Source organism: Dyadobacter luticola (genome assembly GCF_005860805.1).
Taxonomy (GTDB): Bacteria; Bacteroidota; Bacteroidia; order Cytophagales; family Spirosomataceae; genus Dyadobacter; species Dyadobacter luticola.
This window is the reverse complement of record NZ_VCEJ01000004.1, coordinates 1,676,907-1,691,580: the sequence shown is the minus strand read 5'-3', so window position 1 is coordinate 1,691,580 and position 14,674 is coordinate 1,676,907. Positions and strand designations below refer to the sequence as shown.

Below are 14,674 nucleotides of genomic sequence, written 5' to 3'. Positions count from 1 at the left end.
GATTTATGGTTGGCCCCACTCTGTATGGAAAGTACCGGGGGTATCGATACGTTGATAAGTATGCGCTCCGAAATAGTCGCGCTGTGCCTGGATCAGGTTCGTCGGCATCCGCTCCGATTTGAATGCATCAAAGTAAGCCAGTGTCGACATTAAACCCGCAGCCGGTACGCCGGATTTCGCCGCAAAAGCAACCAGCGAGCGTGTCTTATCCTCTGCTGATTTAACGAGTTCAGCTACTTCTTGGTTCAGCAAGATATTGGACAATTCCGGGTTTTGCTTATAGGCATTGGTGAATACTTCAAGTAACGAAGACCGGATGATACATCCGCCACGCCAAACACTAACAACTTCCGGAAGCGGAATTTCCATGTTCAGATCTTTCGACGCCTGGAACAACATAGCCAATCCCTGGGCGTAGCTCAAAATCGTCGCAAAATACAATGCATCGTAAGCCTGATCGATCAGTTCCTGCGAAGCCAGCTCGACTGCCTCAGTCTTATTATATAGTTTGGAAGCTTCTACCCTTTCGTCTTTGTAGCCCGATAATGTTCTCATCGCCACCGCAGTATCAATTACCGGCACAGCCACAGGCAACTCCATCGAATCCTGAGAAGTCCATTTTCCGGTTCCCTTTGAGCCCGCTTTGTCGGAGATCACATCCACCAGGTAACCATCGGCTTTGTCATCTTTTTGCAGGAAAATTTCGGCAGTGATTTCCACGAGAAATGATTGCAATTTGCCTTCATTCCATGTTTTGAAAACTTCGTGAAGCTGCACATTGTCTAAACCAGCATGTTTCAGGATCGCGTACGATTCGCTGATGAGCTGCATAATCGCATATTCGATACCATTATGTACCATTTTGACATAATGTCCGGCGCCTACTTTGCCCAGGTAACCTACGCAAGGAGCACCATCTTCTGCTTTTGCGGCGATTGCTTCCAGCATCGGTCTTACATGTTCATAAGCCGTTTTGTCACCACCCGGCATAATGCTCGGACCTGTGCGCGCGCCTTTTTCTCCACCCGAAACACCGATTCCCATGAAGTGAATGTTCTTGTCGCGCAGATATTTTACCCTCCGAAGGGTATCCGTATAATGTGAGTTTCCACCGTCAATAATTACGTCACCCTCTTCCAGAAGTGGTAGTAGTGAAGTGATTACATCGTCCACAGGCTGACCAGCCGGGACAAGCATCATCACTTTGCGGGGACGCTGCAGCAACTGGATCATCTGAGAAAGCTCGCCCACACCTTTAACAGTTGTGCCCGGCGTCGCGGCTGATTCCAGCGCAGCATTTTTCGCTCCGTCTTTATCGAAACCGATAACAGAGAAGCCGTGATCAGCCATGTTGAGTAAAAGGTTTCGGCCCATTACCCCAAGTCCAATCATTCCAAAATCGAATAGGTTATTTGACATGATATTTCAATCGTCTTGGTAAGAGACTGCAATATTAGGGTTTTTGCCAAAGCGATGTACGCCGCGCGGCGAGCTTTTATTGAATTATTCAGTGATTTGTGTAGTAGTTGTTTGTCAGCTCAGCGATTAACACTTTAATTCTTCCTTAGAAAATCATTAATCCCCAGTAAGTCAGGCGAAATAGCGTAAACCGATTCCAGGTAATGAATCGATTCCAGCAACTTTTGGTAGGCTTGTTTGAAATCTTCAATTTCCGCGACGGCGATATTAGCTTCCTGCAAAACTTGGTAATCATGGACGAGCTGCTTTCCGTTTTCATATAAACGATGACTCGAAATGATCATTCCAAGGATCATTTCAAGCTCGGGTTTATTTGGATTCAGAAGCTTACGGGGTAATTCCAGCATGCGTTTACTCATGCAGAATGTTACCATCGCGGAATGCAGAAACCACCAGCGAATGTACCGGATGCGCTCCACATTCAGGGTTGAAGGGTTTGCAACCAGGTTTTGCAAGACTTTTCTGAATTGGTTCGGGTCAAAAGGATCAGGTGGGCCATTACTTCTTCTTTTCCGGGGATTTTTATTTGATCGGGACATTACCGCTATTTTAATGTTGCGCACAGCCGCAAAATGCGGAGCGAAGCCTAAAATAGCCGGAGCCGGCATGATGAGAGATTCCGTCTAGCCTGAGGTCGAAATCGTTTATCTATCGGTAAACAAGTATAGCAGAAAGCTGAAAAATCAGCTTACAGGCGAAGCAATTTTCCAGCGGTTATGCGACCACAGCCAATAACCAGGCGCATGAAAAATACTTTCCTCTAAAAACCGGTAGTAGGCGCTGGTAATATTCATAGGGGTATTTCGGTCCGCATTTTTCATTTCGGTAAAAATAAATTCGTAGCTGAACTGCGCAATTTTCTGCGCCCGGACGTAGACCAGGGTTGCCCCTGATAATGCTGCAATCCGCTCACCACCAGTCTGAACCGCTGTATTTTGGTCTAAAAAAGGAAGATAAAATTTATGATTACCGGGGCCGGGACGCTGGTCACCGATCACTACCAAAAGTTTCGGAAGTGAATGTTTGCGGAAAAGACTCACCGCCTGACGGTAAAAAACCTGCTTGGCAATCAGCGTCACGCCAAAAAAGGAGCGCAACCCGATCATCAGGCGGTTAACCCAGGCGATTTTGATAGGCGAGTAGGCTGTATAAACCGGATAATCGGTCACCTCCGGCAGATTTACCAGATATTCCCAGTTACCATAATGCGAAGCAAATACGATCACCTGCTTATTGTCCCGGAGAAAACCGTCCAGCAATTCCAGGTTAGTGTAGGATGCCAAACGCCTGCGGAGCGATTTCGGGGCCAGATAAAAAAGAAATGGTTCAATCAACAGATCGCTCATGTGCCGGTAGTACACTTTCATGAGTTTGTCGATTTCCCTGGCCGACTTATCAGGAAATGATTTGGAAAGATTCTGACGGATCAGTGCTTTGCGATAGCGAACAATGTAGCGCAGGACAAAATATATCAAGAATGAGAGGCCTTTAAAAAGCCAGAGAAGGACCGAGCCGGTAATCCGGGATAAGAATTTGAAAAAGGCCGTGCCTTGATTTTGAATTGACGGAGATTGGATAGTTTTCATCAGCAACACTACATATAAAACAAAAAATTCCTCCCTGTTTGGGAGGAATTCGAAACAATAACTTAGTATGATTGACTAAATGATCGCTACATTAACTGCATTTAGCCCCTTTCTGCCGTTTTCAACTTCGTAGGACACACTGTCGTTCTCACGGATCTCATCAGTAAGACCTGACACGTGTACAAAAATATCGTCTCCACCATTTTCGGGAGAGATAAAACCGAATCCTTTGGATTCATTAAAAAACTTAACTGTACCTTTATTCATAACATTATTTTGAAATATTCCATAAAATTAAAATAAAATTCCGAGAATAAAAAGCGATTTGAAAAGATTTAGAATTTTATTTTAATAGAAGCTTTACAACTGCACAAAGAAGCCACTGACTGCGATGCTATTTGATAAATTTTCAGACAGAAAAACCGCCAATGCTTCCAGTAGCCGCAACTCATTTCTTTCAAACTATTGCAGTGATAGCGCTCTGTAAACTGCCAGATTTTGCTCCACAATAGCACCGGTGTCATGCCGGTTCATCGCGACTTGCCGAGCATTTTGCCCAAGTCGACGGCTTAGCTCCGAGCTTCTGGAAAGATACTGAATCGTGTAGGACAACATATGTGTATCATTGGCAGGAATCAGCATGCCTGTGTGGCCGTGTTCAATCAAACTTGAAATTCCGCCTACATGGGTTGAGATCACTGGCATTCCAAGAAGTTGCGCTTCGCAAATACTATTTGGACTATTGTCGATGTAAGAGGGATGAATAAAAATATCTGACTCTTGAAGCTCTTCGATCAATTTTTCAGCCGATCCTACGCCCATCATCTTTACATTCACATCTTCCGGCCTGATACCCAGTTTCTTTTCCCAAAATTCAAATCGGTGGATACCATACACTTTCCATTCAAACTCGATTACTTTCAGTTCTTTCAAAAGCTTTGCAGTCTTTAATAAAAAGTCATAGCCTTTGTAATCGGTATGAGAAATAGTCGTAATCAACATCACCTTCTCATTGGCTTTTTTGGCCCATTCCTGCGCAACGTAGAATGGAGATCGCAGGATTTCACTGCAATAAAAATATTTTGAACCAGGCGAATACAACCTAACCACTTCTCTATCCCAATTCGTTCTGCCCATGAAAAAGCGACAATTTTGGAGAATCCTGGCTTCTCTACGCGCATTGTAAGTAAAGGTCCGTAGCTCCCACATTCTTTTTGCACCTTCGAATATTCCGGAATATCTGAAATAGTCCAGCGCGGTTGTACCGGGAGCAAACATGGAATTCAGATATGGATTAAGAATTCCCTGTATATGGATAACGGTGGGTATTGTCGTTTGGCCGCAAATCAGCCCAAAGCTCTTTTCAGTTCCGAAAACGTGAATGATATCGGGTTTAAAATCCTCAATCACTTTCATGTACTCGGCTATCCAGGCCGCGTCATAAGCTTCCCGATCAAATGCATGCCGCAGTTTTAGAGGTATCGATCGCTTTAAAGTTATTGGGTAGTAGCTTACATTTCCTTTCTTAATCTTCGCCGATTCTGTTTCCATGAAGGAAATTGCCAGCTCCACTTCGGGCTGGCCGGACATTAGGTTTTCAAGCGACGAGATCCATCCATATCCATTGTAACTGTGTGAATCGGTCTTATACAAGGAAGGATGATTGGTAAACCAAAGAACTTTCACTAAAAAGACGTTTTATTAAATTGATTCTTCCAAAGAGCAATTGCGTCAACAGGTAGCTGAATATCAGTCACATAGGGCTTAGTAACAAAATTAAGCGCTCTGTCAAGATCCTCTCTTTTGATGACATTCAAATTGGTATCTTTTCCGATTTCCTGCGCCCTGTTGTCCACCGCGACAATTAGTGTACGCTTTCCATGCTGAATCGCCCTGATTCCAGCGTGCAGTCGGGTGCCCACGTACTCAATGTCATTGTGGCGTTTTAAGATTTCATCGTAGAAGTGTAAATCCGGATGCACCGAAATGATCTTTTTCATGTCAGGCGCAAGCTGGTGGAGGTACTCCATATCTTCAAAGCCCTGGATCCAAACATACACATGGTCATAATTCTGCTGCAGCATTTTGATCATAGCCGCATCCTGTTTGAAATCCTTATTGTAAAAAGTAAGCGTCGTAATAACGTCACTTGCTTTCGAAGTTTGAATGCTCTTGCAGTGTGCCGGGTTAATATTCCAGAGAGTTGGGCAGCTGGTATTAACTACATTCTCTATACCAATGGATTTGAGCATATCCCGGGAATAAGAATCTCTGACTGAATGCAGAAGGGACTTACTTAACAATCCCGAATATAGGTTCTGCGTATATGCATTTGGCTTGTCTTGATACTGCCACCAGCCAGTCCCAAAAAGCACCATTTTGTTAGGAATAAAATAACTGTCAATTGGAGTTACCTTCCATTGGAACCGCGCTTCCATATTAGAAGCGAGCAAGTTGGTCCCACCAATAAAAATGACATCCTGATCCTGCATGAGTTGTACAGAATCCATTTTTCGGCTCAGTTGTGTCGGAAACGTCGAAACGAAAGAATCCGGGAATGTTTCACGAAGAACGGATTTAACAGCGTCCTGAATAATAAAGTCCCCCATATTACTGGTACCAATGGAGGGGTCCATTAATCCTATACGCCTGAAATCCGGCTTTTCCGGAGCCGCTTTCTTTTTATTGAAAGCCTTCTTCCAATTATTGTATTCTCTTTTTGTAGCTCTTAGCGTGTATGACATTTTGAAAACTTTACTATGTGCTATATTCTTGCGAATTTCTTAATAAAGGCTCGCAGCTTCATCTTGAAAATCTCCTTTTCATATTCCTTTTTGCCAATCGTCCCGAAGTCCAATTTTACTTTCAAAGCCTCCGCCTTGGCAATTGCCGCGTGAGAGGAAGTAGCCCCCCCAATCCGGAAATTTGTTAAAACATGATCGATATTGCAAAACTCGACATGCTTTGAATTAAATCTATTCAAAAGATCAAAGTCGCCACATACCCTAAATTCTGCATTGAAAGCACCATGCTTATTATAAAGCGCCTTTGGGACAAAACAGGTCGGATGCTGTATTACCTCCCTTGAAATGAAATTATGATGGTAACGTCGGATTGCGTACTCTTTGCCATCGAGCCAAAGACGGATGATTCCGTAGAATACCGTGTTCGATCTATTGGCAGTGAATTCATAACGGCTAGAAATTAGATTGAGTGCATCTTTTTCATACCAGTCATCCGAATTTACGATTCCGATCAATTCCCCGGTTGCCATCGCAATTCCCTTATTCATCGCATCATAAATTCCTTTATCGGGTTCACTGATATACAGATAAGAGATTCCTCTTTCCCTGAACACATCTTCATAAGTTTTGATTATCTGAACGGTTTTATCGGTTGATGCCCCGTCTACCAAAATGTATTCATGTGGTTGATAGTCCTGATTCAATACGCTTTCAATGGTGTCAGCAATAGTTATGGCACTATTGAAACATACTGTTACGATTGAAATTTTTGTTTCTGGTTTATTCATTTTTTAGTGGTGTCAGAGAAAATCCAGTGCCCCAGACCGACCCGCTTGCATATGTATGCCCTGTTAACTAGCTCTACCAGCAACGTAAATATCAAGGCCCAGGTAATTGTATATATACTAGCCAGGTCGAACAAATATAACAACCCGTTACATACAAGATAAAATAAAGTGGTGGCGATCACACTTCGGTAATAAACACCGTATTTGCTATTCACGATAAGTGGTAATCCAACAAGAGAAATAACAGGAGAGAAGACCAATGTGAGCGATAAAATCTGCAGAACTGGAATAGCCGGCAACATTTGCTGACCACCATACAATTTCACAATAAAACTGCTCAAAAATACAATTCCCAGGCAGCAGGCCAGTCCAAGAAGAAAAGTGTAATAGATGGTTTTAGCCAACATGGAGTGATCTTTCGATTTGGCAATATTGGGAAAAATGGCAGCAGAGACATTGAAGAACAAAGCAAGGATCGTGTTGATCACCCTGTTCGCCAGATAATAGTAAGCAACCTGCTGGTTACCAAGCAACGCGCCAATAAATATGATACTGCTCCTGTCTTTGATTACAGCTGTCACGTTGGTTGCGAAGACAGCGACGCTATCCTGAAAATAGTGCCTGATTTTGAAGAAAGGAACAATAAAAAATTTCACAGAATACTGAGTCTTCACATTGTACCAACCAACAATTGCGCCACCGAACGAACCCAGGAAATTAAAAACTGGCACCAATAAATAATCTTCTGGCTTTGAGATAAAAATAAAAACCAGTGCCAACGAAATAAACCTGCTCAGCGCATTGATGATGGTGATGTACTTCATGTTTTCCACGCCCTGAAAAAACCAGCCAGGAAAGATCACATCATTAATACATACTATAAAACAAAGGATAGCCAGCGTCAGGTTTTTCGAAAAGGCTTCGAAAACAAAAACCAACCCTACAAAAATGATTGCAGAGCAAAGGAACAGCAGCAATTTACAAATGATGACTGCCGAGAAAATTTCGTTCAGCTTTTTGGGCCGATGTCTGTTTTGCGCAATCTTTTTTGTTGCAGTGAGCTGGTAGCCGAAGTTAATGAGAATAGAAAAATAGGAAACAACCGTCGTGATGTAAATAACAAGTCCGTAAGCCTCGGTTTCCAATACGCGGATTAAATATGGATAAGACACTAACGGAATGATCATATTTAATACTTGCAGGATACTCAGGTAGGTGAAGCTTTTTAAGATTGTTTTGTTAAACTTAATTTTTCCAACCAACTCCCGGTAACGATTGAGCATAACTATATTATTTTGTACAGAACCCTGTCGTCACACAATGGCAACAGAAATCAACCTGGAAGTTTCGGGTGAGATGCGAAGCTGAAAAGATGGTTACATATACCATTGCTTCGGAAGCGTAATATGTTCTGCCTTCGTATTGTCGTAATCCAGCGGGTGCGGAAATTGAGTCTGTTTGGCCCCTTTCGTAAATCTATCATTCCGCAAAAAAGTAAACTCTGCAATGGGCGGAATTTGTACTCCTAGCCTTGTCTCAATTTTAGTACAATTATTAGGATGTATGTGAACGCATGTGTGAGTCTGCAGTATCTTACTCATCACTTCATTTGCCAAATGGAAGAATTCCGGATTCCAAAGCTTATGAAAGTCATGAAGCTCGATGACAATAATCCGGCAACGTTTTAACAGCGCGTCAGATGTACCTGCAAGCGTCAGGTATTCATTCGCCTCAATGTCCATCTGAAGAAGGATTTCCGTTTCTGTTTTACCGTAGAAATCTTGAACCCAGCTATCTAATGTGATCATCTCGTCGTTGTTGGTACAGCCGACATGCTTTTTCAGAAAGTGATATTTGCTGGTATCTAGCGTGAGATTGGGAGCATCGACAGATTTGTCGGCGAGAAAAAGTTGCATTCCGCGGTTGTAACAGTCAATCTCAAACTCGCTGACCATATATACACCAGGAGAGAAGCATGCGTCTATGCCTTCTAAGTCGTCCGGAACAAGGTAACCGCCATCGCCATTTCCACCGATCCTGATTAACTCCATCCCCGGATTATAGGGATGTAAACTTTCAATAAATTGCAAAACTCTTTCTCGCGAAGTCTGCTTGATAATAATTTTTCCCTGGTCTTCTAACAACCATCTCTTCAACAGGGATTTCAAATTCTTCATTTCTTCTTTGTTAAAGTCCTATAATTATGTGTACAGCTTTAAAATTCTTATTAAGACTTAATCCTTTGCTCATCACGATTCGTGAGAAGCAAAGTCATTGAAACAGAAACAGGCTTTCAAGTTCGAAACTTAAAAGCCTGAAAGTGCGTGGAGAATATCGGATTCGAACCGACGACCTCTTGCATGCCATGCAAGCGCTCTAGCCAACTGAGCTAATCCCCCGTTTGTTACCGAGCTTCTCCGATTAGGGAGTGCAAAGATGAAACGGAGAATTTTTAGAAGCAAGCATCGCTATGTTTTTATGTTCGGATATAAAGCACACAAAATCTTATATGATTATCGTCGCCCGCCTCCAAATGCTCTGGAGAGCAACCATATTACCAATACAATCACCCCTACAACAAGGATTACGCCCGTCCATACACCGGTTTTGAAAATGTCACCAATCGCTTCGCAGCTGGTAAGGGTGAATGTAATAAGCAGGACTACGAGTAAATTGATTAATGCTTTCATCGGAAGGAAAATTAAGGTTGAAAATTTATTCCAAACATTAAAAAATCATTCCAAGAATTAATTGGGGAAAAACCTTATTCAAAGAAGTTAATCGGGATCAATTTCTGCTGATCATGCATGAGCAGTTTCTCAAAAAGCCGGACCGTTGCTTCCGCGTCACCATGGGCCCGGTGACGGTTTTCAATGCAGATTTCAAGGCTTTCGCACAAATTTCCGAGACTATACGAGCGCAGCCCAGGAAAGATTTTCCGGCTTAGCTGCACCGTACATAAAAGGTCCCGCTGAAAATATTCATCTATCGCCCCAAATTCTCTTTTAATAAATCCATAGTCGAACCTCGCATTGTGCGCAACAAACCACGCGTCTTTGGTGAGCGCACGGACGGCATCCTGCACGTCGCAAAAAGTCGGGGAATCGGCTACCATCGCATTATCGATACCCGTCAGCCGGGTAATGAACGGTGGTATATATATTCCGGGATTAATAAGGGAATGAAAAAAATCAACAATCCTCTGGCCGTCGTGCCTGAAAACTGCTATTTCGGTAATGCGTGCCGCCCCGTCCCCTCCCGTAGTCTCTATATCAACAATGGCATACATTCAAGCAACTTTCTTCTCTGATTGAACTACAAAAAAACGAAAAAATCCTCGCCGAAGCGAGGATTTTCTTCAATAACGGGAGGCATTTACGCAATGACAGATTAATTGAGCTGAAAAGCGATGGGTAATGTGAACCTTACCCTGACCGGAACACCTGCCTGACGGCCCGGAATCCAGTTTGGCATCAGTTTCACTACCCGAAGCGCCTCTTCGTCACAGCCAAATCCAATTCCTTTCAAAGCTGTCGCACTCTCCACTTTTCCATCAGAACCTACCGTAAATTGTACAAACACGCGTCCCTGAATTCCTGCACTCGCTGCCTTCGACGGATATTTGAGATTTTTCTGCAAGAAAGCTGACATGGCCTCTACGCCACCTTTATATGCAGGCGCCTGCTCAACATTTAAAAAAACTTCGTCCTTTTTCACTTCCACCTCTGCGATGGCGGGCTTCGCACTTGCCGCTTCCGGCGCAGGCGGGACAATAATGCTGATATCCTCTACCCCATCCAAAGTTTTTGCCGCAGGCTGCGCATTTTCCAACTCTTCCAAAACGGGTGGAAGATTTTCTTCCGGAACTTGCTCATCCGGCAGAACTTCCGGCGTCAAAGATCTCACCGTTTTTGGCTCAGGTGCTGGCTGAACTTCTTCAACGGGAGGCTTCTCAATCATTTCGCGAATATCGAGCGGTGCAGCTTCCACTACATACGCAATGTCGTCTGGCTTGGGATCGGGCACGAGCCGCGCATACAGGTTGGGGAACATCACGATCAATAAAAACAACGTAACTCCGATAATGACAGACCTTTGGATAGTCTGACCGTAACTCTTCCTCAAATCATAAGCGCCGTAAAGCTTATTACGCCCCTCGAAAACGATGTCATTCAGAGATTTTTCCATGGCTAACAGATTTTTATGATCCACACTTAGGTCGAGGAGCGTTTGGCCGTCGGCAAAATCTTTCATGTTATTGAAGATCTGGTCAAAAGGCTTTCCGTCCCACAAACGTTCTTCCGCTTCACAAGCCAGATGATCCAGGATCTCCGGGAGCAACTCCGGATCCAGCTTGTTTGATTTTAAATATTCATTTATCAAATCAATACGATCTTTCTGAAGGCGTTTCATAGGATTATCTGTTTAGATATTTGCCATGTAACTGATATTATTCGGTTGCTAAGTTCCTAGGTGCCAGCAATAATCTCACGGCATCTATAAAACGTTCAAGATCATCGGTTTTAGTGCGGGCTGCTTCACTTCCGGGCGTAGTAAGCGAATAATATTTTCTGAGCCGCCCGTCCACTTCCACAGACTCTGTCAACAATAAACCTTCCTGCTCCAATTTATGTAAAACAGGATATAAAGCACCAAATGTCAACGCGATAGCGCCGCCTGTCCGCTCTTTTACTTCCTGGGTTATCTCGTATCCATACATTCTGTCGTGCTCAGCCAGCAAATTCAACACGATGGTTTTCAATGTACCCCGGACGTATTCGTTACTTGTCGTGTTATTCTCCATGAGTTAATTTTTGATTGACCAAATATATATAAGTTTTTTATATATACAACGCAAATGTAAGAATTTTCTTAAATGATGACAAAATCAAATCATTGCTTAATCCTCGGCCAAAGGAATAGAACGATTGATGCGTTCTTCGAGTGAAATAAAAGTTTCGGTACGCTGAATGCCGCTTACTTTCTGAATTTTGTCGTGAAGAATTTCGCGCAGGTGATTGGTGTCCCGGCAAACGATTTTGAGGAAAATACTATAAATGCCGGTGGTATAATGGATGTTGACTACCTCAGGTATACCTTCCAGCGCAGTGGCGACTTCTTCGTATAAAGAACTTTTGTCAAGATAAATCCCTAAAAAAGCGCTGATATCCCAGCCGAGCTTTGCCGGGTCGATCACCAGCTGCGAGCCCTTGACAATACCCATTTGTTCAAGCTTCTTCATTCTCACATGGACTGTACCACCCGAGACGAAAACCCGCTTGCCGATCTCCGTGTACGGTAACGCAGCATTCTCGATCAGCAGCGAAAGAATGCGCAGGTCCGTACTATCTATATCTGAATATTTTTGCATTAGGTGAAGTATGTTTGAATTTTTCACAACAAAACACTTCAATTTATGCAATGTTTGTAAATTTTGACAATTTTTAATGAAAAAATTTTATATTTAAAATCAGAAGTTTTAGTTTTGCAGAACCAATTTATCGGAAGCTCAGTTATTATGCTTCGATTGATGGAAGATCACATTGTAGGGTGATGAAATTGGCAGCCATGCCCTCCTGTCTCGGGGGTGGTGAATAAGGGATAAACGCGGCATAATGCCGACTAACGTCGACTGGGGTGGACCACCAACAGTATTTGTACCGTAGCTAACCGCACCGTGGGTGGTTCGAATCCCCCTCCTACAGCAAAAAAAACTTGACAAGCGAATTTTTTCGTATTAGTTTTATTTGGTTTTTAGTTTGTTGATGAAGTGTAATTTGACACGCGGGTTCATTTTGAAACCTGCGTGTTTTTTTATGTCCAGACTAAACCGGTGTCGCCATCGCCTCGCAGGCCTCGTAACATTTGCGGCAAGCTTCCGCACATACCCTGCAATGTTCCATACCCATTTCCGCGTGCTTGGAACATTCTTCGGCGCAAGCCCGGCAAGCATCCGCACAAACCCGGCATAAATGCGCACTGAAAGAACTTCCCAAACTCATTACTTCCGCAGAAGCCCGGCAAATCGCCGCACATTCGAGGTCCAGCTGAATGCATTTTTTTAAATGTGCAACATGCTCCTCGTTCAGACAGGAAATAGCGCAGTAGCTGCAAGCCTGGGCACAGGCCAGACAGGCATCTATACATTCTTGATATTTTTGATTTTCCATGATGATGAAATGTTGGTGGCTGAGATGCTACCATCATGAAAATTGTGCCAGTCGCGCCTGGCTAAAAACGAAAAAAGCCCAGATTTCTCTGAGCTTCTTGCGGTCTGGCTGGGCCGGCATACCGGCGGGACTCGAACCGCCCGCGAGGCTGCGCGCCCCGCCCCATGCGTGACACGAGCGTCGGCAGGGCATGTATTCTAACCAACTGAACTACCTAAAAACGAATAAAGCCCAGATTTCTCTGAGCTTTCTGCGGTATGGCTGGGCCGGCATACCGGCGGGACTCGAACCCGTGACACCGAGCGTCGGCCGGGCATGTATTCTAACCAACTGAACTACCGTATAAATGAAAAAAGCCCAGATTTCTCTGAGCTTCTTGCGGTCTGGACGGGACTCGAACCCGCGACCCCATGCGTGACAGGCATGTATTCTAACCAACTGAACTACCAAACCAATACTTAAAGAACTTCGAACTTACTTACTTTTTTCTGGCGGTCTGGACGGGACTCGAACCCGCGACCCCATGCGTGACAGGCATGTATTCTAACCAACTGAACTACCAAACCAGATATTTTACGAGTCGTTTTCGTAAAACGTGGTGCAAAACTACCATTATTATTTTCCAACGCAATAGCTGCATCAGCAATTTAGTTATTTTCTTTGTAAAAGCAGAATCCCAAAAAACGAAGATTCTGAAAATGAAATAGTTGCTGAAATTTCGAAAATGACATTCATCAAAGACATTACCAACGAGCTCGAAAAGCTTGCGCCGCTGGCCTATCAAGAAGGATATGATAATGCCGGATTGCTCGTCGGGTCGCCAAATACGGAGGTTAGCGGGATTCTTTTCACGTTGGATGTAACCGAGCAAGTTGTGCAGGAAGCGCTTCAGAGAGGTTGCAACCTGATCGTCGCGCACCATCCGATTATTTTTAAAGGACTTAAAAAGCTGAATGGCAAAAACTATGTCGAGCGCACGGTAATCAATGCGATTAAGAATGACATTGCGATCTACGCCACGCATACCAACCTGGACCATGTTACCAATGGTGTGAATTGGAAAATTGCGGAGCGGCTCGGGCTGCTGAATGTGAAGGTGCTCGCACCTAAAAAGCAATGGCTGACCAAGCTCACCTTTTTTGCTCCGAAAGAAAATACAGAAACCGTGCTGGACGCATTATATAAGGCGGGAGCAGGAAAGATCGGGGAATATGAAAATTGCAGCTTCCGGACGCCGGGTACCGGGACATTTTTACCGGGCGAATCCGCAAATCCGGTGATTGGATCGAGGGGAAAGTTGGAAGAAGTTTCGGAAGACCGGGTTGAGATCATGTTCCCCTCCTACCTGGAATCCAAAATGCTTTCAGTTTTGCGGGCTGCGCATCCCTATGAGGAAGTAGCTTACTACTTAACATCTTTGGAAAATGAGAATCAGGAAGTTGGCGCTGGCGCAATTGGAGAATTGGCAGAGCCGCTTCTTCCAAAAGATTTTTTGCAGTTAGTTAAAAGTCAAATGAATGTGGACGTAATCAAACACACCGCATTTGTTTCGGATCGAATCCAAAAAGTCGCGATTTGTGGCGGAGCGGGCAGCTTTCTTTTGCAGGATGCGATACGAGCCGGAGCTGATGCCTTTGTGACTGCCGATTACAAGTACCACGAATTCTTCGACGCCGAGGACAAAATCATGATTTGTGATATCGGACATTATGAGAGCGAAGTCTTCACTAAAAATTTACTCCATAACTATTTATCAGGAAAATTTAGTAATTTTGCACTCTGTTTGTCAGAAGTCAATACCAATCCAGTGCAATATTTTGTTTAGAGAGCGATTTCAACAACTTATTTGTCTGATTATCTGTTAAAATTCTGGCTTTTGCCCTCACATATTAAGCATTGAAACAAGT

15 protein-coding genes and 4 tRNA genes are annotated in these 14,674 nt (G+C 43.7%); 1 reads left to right on the top strand and 18 read right to left on the bottom strand.

Annotated elements, in window-relative coordinates:
• Positions 1–3: 3 nt before the first annotated feature.
• The 18 genes from gnd to FEN17_RS17630 all read right to left on the bottom strand — a co-directional run bounded on the left by gnd (position 4) and on the right by FEN17_RS17630 (position 13,333).
• Positions 4–1,419 (bottom strand): NADP-dependent phosphogluconate dehydrogenase, encoded by a 1,416-nt coding sequence (gene gnd, locus FEN17_RS17715; protein ID WP_138366649.1) that lies wholly within the window; start codon positions 1,417–1,419, stop codon positions 4–6.
• A 134-nt stretch (positions 1,420–1,553) separates the two neighbouring features.
• Positions 1,554–2,018 (bottom strand): hypothetical protein, encoded by a 465-nt coding sequence (locus FEN17_RS17710; protein ID WP_138366648.1) that lies wholly within the window; start codon positions 2,016–2,018, stop codon positions 1,554–1,556.
• 144 nt (positions 2,019–2,162) lie between these two features.
• Complete coding sequence (locus tag FEN17_RS17705; protein ID WP_138366647.1) at positions 2,163–3,065, bottom strand: lysophospholipid acyltransferase family protein; 903 nt, start codon at positions 3,063–3,065, stop codon at positions 2,163–2,165.
• Between the two features lie 75 nt (positions 3,066–3,140).
• Positions 3,141–3,332, bottom strand: coding sequence for a cold-shock protein (locus tag FEN17_RS17700; protein ID WP_138366646.1), 192 nt, complete (start codon positions 3,330–3,332; stop codon positions 3,141–3,143).
• Between the two features lie 195 nt (positions 3,333–3,527).
• Positions 3,528–4,751: a glycosyltransferase family 4 protein gene (locus tag FEN17_RS17695; RefSeq protein ID WP_138366645.1), complete on the bottom strand. Its 1,224-nt coding sequence runs from the start codon at positions 4,749–4,751 to the stop codon at positions 3,528–3,530.
• Positions 4,751–5,809 (bottom strand): polysaccharide pyruvyl transferase family protein, encoded by a 1,059-nt coding sequence (locus FEN17_RS17690; RefSeq protein ID WP_138366644.1) that lies wholly within the window; start codon positions 5,807–5,809, stop codon positions 4,751–4,753. The genes FEN17_RS17695 and FEN17_RS17690 overlap by 1 nt, the downstream gene beginning before the upstream one ends.
• Before the next feature lie 20 nt (positions 5,810–5,829).
• Entirely contained in the window at positions 5,830–6,597 is a 768-nt protein-coding gene (locus FEN17_RS17685; protein ID WP_138366643.1) for a glycosyltransferase family 2 protein, read from the bottom strand.
• Positions 6,594–7,880, bottom strand: a complete 1,287-nt coding sequence (locus tag FEN17_RS17680; RefSeq protein WP_138366642.1) for an oligosaccharide flippase family protein — start codon at positions 7,878–7,880, stop codon at positions 6,594–6,596. Before FEN17_RS17680 ends, FEN17_RS17685 begins: the two co-directional genes overlap by 4 nt.
• Positions 7,881–7,973: 93 nt before the next feature.
• Entirely contained in the window at positions 7,974–8,774 is an 801-nt protein-coding gene (locus tag FEN17_RS17675; protein WP_138366641.1) for an FkbM family methyltransferase, read from the bottom strand.
• A gap of 148 nt (positions 8,775–8,922) precedes the next feature.
• Positions 8,923–8,996: transfer RNA gene (locus FEN17_RS17670), tRNA-Ala, on the bottom strand.
• A gap of 365 nt (positions 8,997–9,361) precedes the next feature.
• Positions 9,362–9,886: a 3'-5' exonuclease gene (locus FEN17_RS17665; RefSeq protein ID WP_138366640.1), complete on the bottom strand. Its 525-nt coding sequence runs from the start codon at positions 9,884–9,886 to the stop codon at positions 9,362–9,364.
• Positions 9,887–9,987: 101 nt separating this feature from the next.
• Complete coding sequence (locus tag FEN17_RS17660; RefSeq protein ID WP_138366639.1) at positions 9,988–11,010, bottom strand: energy transducer TonB; 1,023 nt, start codon at positions 11,008–11,010, stop codon at positions 9,988–9,990.
• Between the two features lie 37 nt (positions 11,011–11,047).
• Entirely contained in the window at positions 11,048–11,401 is a 354-nt protein-coding gene (locus FEN17_RS17655; RefSeq protein WP_138366638.1) for a PadR family transcriptional regulator, read from the bottom strand.
• A 96-nt stretch (positions 11,402–11,497) separates the two neighbouring features.
• The gene (locus FEN17_RS17650; RefSeq protein WP_138366637.1) at positions 11,498–11,968 is read right to left on the bottom strand and encodes an Lrp/AsnC ligand binding domain-containing protein; all 471 of its coding nucleotides are present in this window, start codon (positions 11,966–11,968) and stop codon (positions 11,498–11,500) included.
• A 454-nt stretch (positions 11,969–12,422) separates the two neighbouring features.
• Positions 12,423–12,767, bottom strand: a complete 345-nt coding sequence (locus FEN17_RS17645; RefSeq protein ID WP_138366636.1) for a four-helix bundle copper-binding protein — start codon at positions 12,765–12,767, stop codon at positions 12,423–12,425.
• A gap of 118 nt (positions 12,768–12,885) precedes the next feature.
• Positions 12,886–12,981: transfer RNA gene (locus tag FEN17_RS27305), tRNA-OTHER, on the bottom strand.
• A gap of 165 nt (positions 12,982–13,146) precedes the next feature.
• Positions 13,147–13,220 (bottom strand) — tRNA-Asp (locus FEN17_RS17635).
• A gap of 36 nt (positions 13,221–13,256) precedes the next feature.
• A tRNA-Asp gene (locus tag FEN17_RS17630) sits at positions 13,257–13,333 on the bottom strand.
• A gap of 158 nt (positions 13,334–13,491) precedes the next feature.
• On the opposite strand from FEN17_RS17630, the gene FEN17_RS17625 reads away from it, so the two are divergent.
• Positions 13,492–14,592 (top strand): Nif3-like dinuclear metal center hexameric protein, encoded by a 1,101-nt coding sequence (locus FEN17_RS17625; RefSeq protein WP_138366635.1) that lies wholly within the window; start codon positions 13,492–13,494, stop codon positions 14,590–14,592.
• Positions 14,593–14,674: the final 82 nt, after the last annotated feature.

What these genes read in the sequence shown, in the direction of transcription:
- FEN17_RS17660 (WP_138366639.1), bottom strand. Translation starts at nt 11,010, where the DNA reads ATGAAACGCCTTCAGAAAGATCGTATTGATTTGATAAATGAATATTTA.
- FEN17_RS17665 (WP_138366640.1), bottom strand. Translation starts at nt 9,886, where the DNA reads ATGTATGCCATTGTTGATATAGAGACTACGGGAGGGGACGGGGCGGCA.
- FEN17_RS17675 (WP_138366641.1), bottom strand. Translation starts at nt 8,774, where the DNA reads ATGAAGAATTTGAAATCCCTGTTGAAGAGATGGTTGTTAGAAGACCAG.
- FEN17_RS17700 (WP_138366646.1), bottom strand. Translation starts at nt 3,332, where the DNA reads ATGAATAAAGGTACAGTTAAGTTTTTTAATGAATCCAAAGGATTCGGT.
- FEN17_RS17685 (WP_138366643.1), bottom strand. Translation starts at nt 6,597, where the DNA reads ATGAATAAACCAGAAACAAAAATTTCAATCGTAACAGTATGTTTCAAT.
- FEN17_RS17645 (WP_138366636.1), bottom strand. Translation starts at nt 12,767, where the DNA reads ATGGAAAATCAAAAATATCAAGAATGTATAGATGCCTGTCTGGCCTGT.
- FEN17_RS17690 (WP_138366644.1), bottom strand. Translation starts at nt 5,809, where the DNA reads ATGTCATACACGCTAAGAGCTACAAAAAGAGAATACAATAATTGGAAG.
- FEN17_RS17710 (WP_138366648.1), bottom strand. Translation starts at nt 2,018, where the DNA reads ATGTCCCGATCAAATAAAAATCCCCGGAAAAGAAGAAGTAATGGCCCA.
- FEN17_RS17705 (WP_138366647.1), bottom strand. Translation starts at nt 3,065, where the DNA reads ATGAAAACTATCCAATCTCCGTCAATTCAAAATCAAGGCACGGCCTTT.
- FEN17_RS17625 (WP_138366635.1), top strand. Translation starts at nt 13,492, where the DNA reads ATGACATTCATCAAAGACATTACCAACGAGCTCGAAAAGCTTGCGCCG.
- FEN17_RS17680 (WP_138366642.1), bottom strand. Translation starts at nt 7,880, where the DNA reads ATGCTCAATCGTTACCGGGAGTTGGTTGGAAAAATTAAGTTTAACAAA.
- gnd (WP_138366649.1), bottom strand. Translation starts at nt 1,419, where the DNA reads ATGTCAAATAACCTATTCGATTTTGGAATGATTGGACTTGGGGTAATG.
- FEN17_RS17650 (WP_138366637.1), bottom strand. Translation starts at nt 11,968, where the DNA reads ATGCAAAAATATTCAGATATAGATAGTACGGACCTGCGCATTCTTTCG.
- FEN17_RS17655 (WP_138366638.1), bottom strand. Translation starts at nt 11,401, where the DNA reads ATGGAGAATAACACGACAAGTAACGAATACGTCCGGGGTACATTGAAA.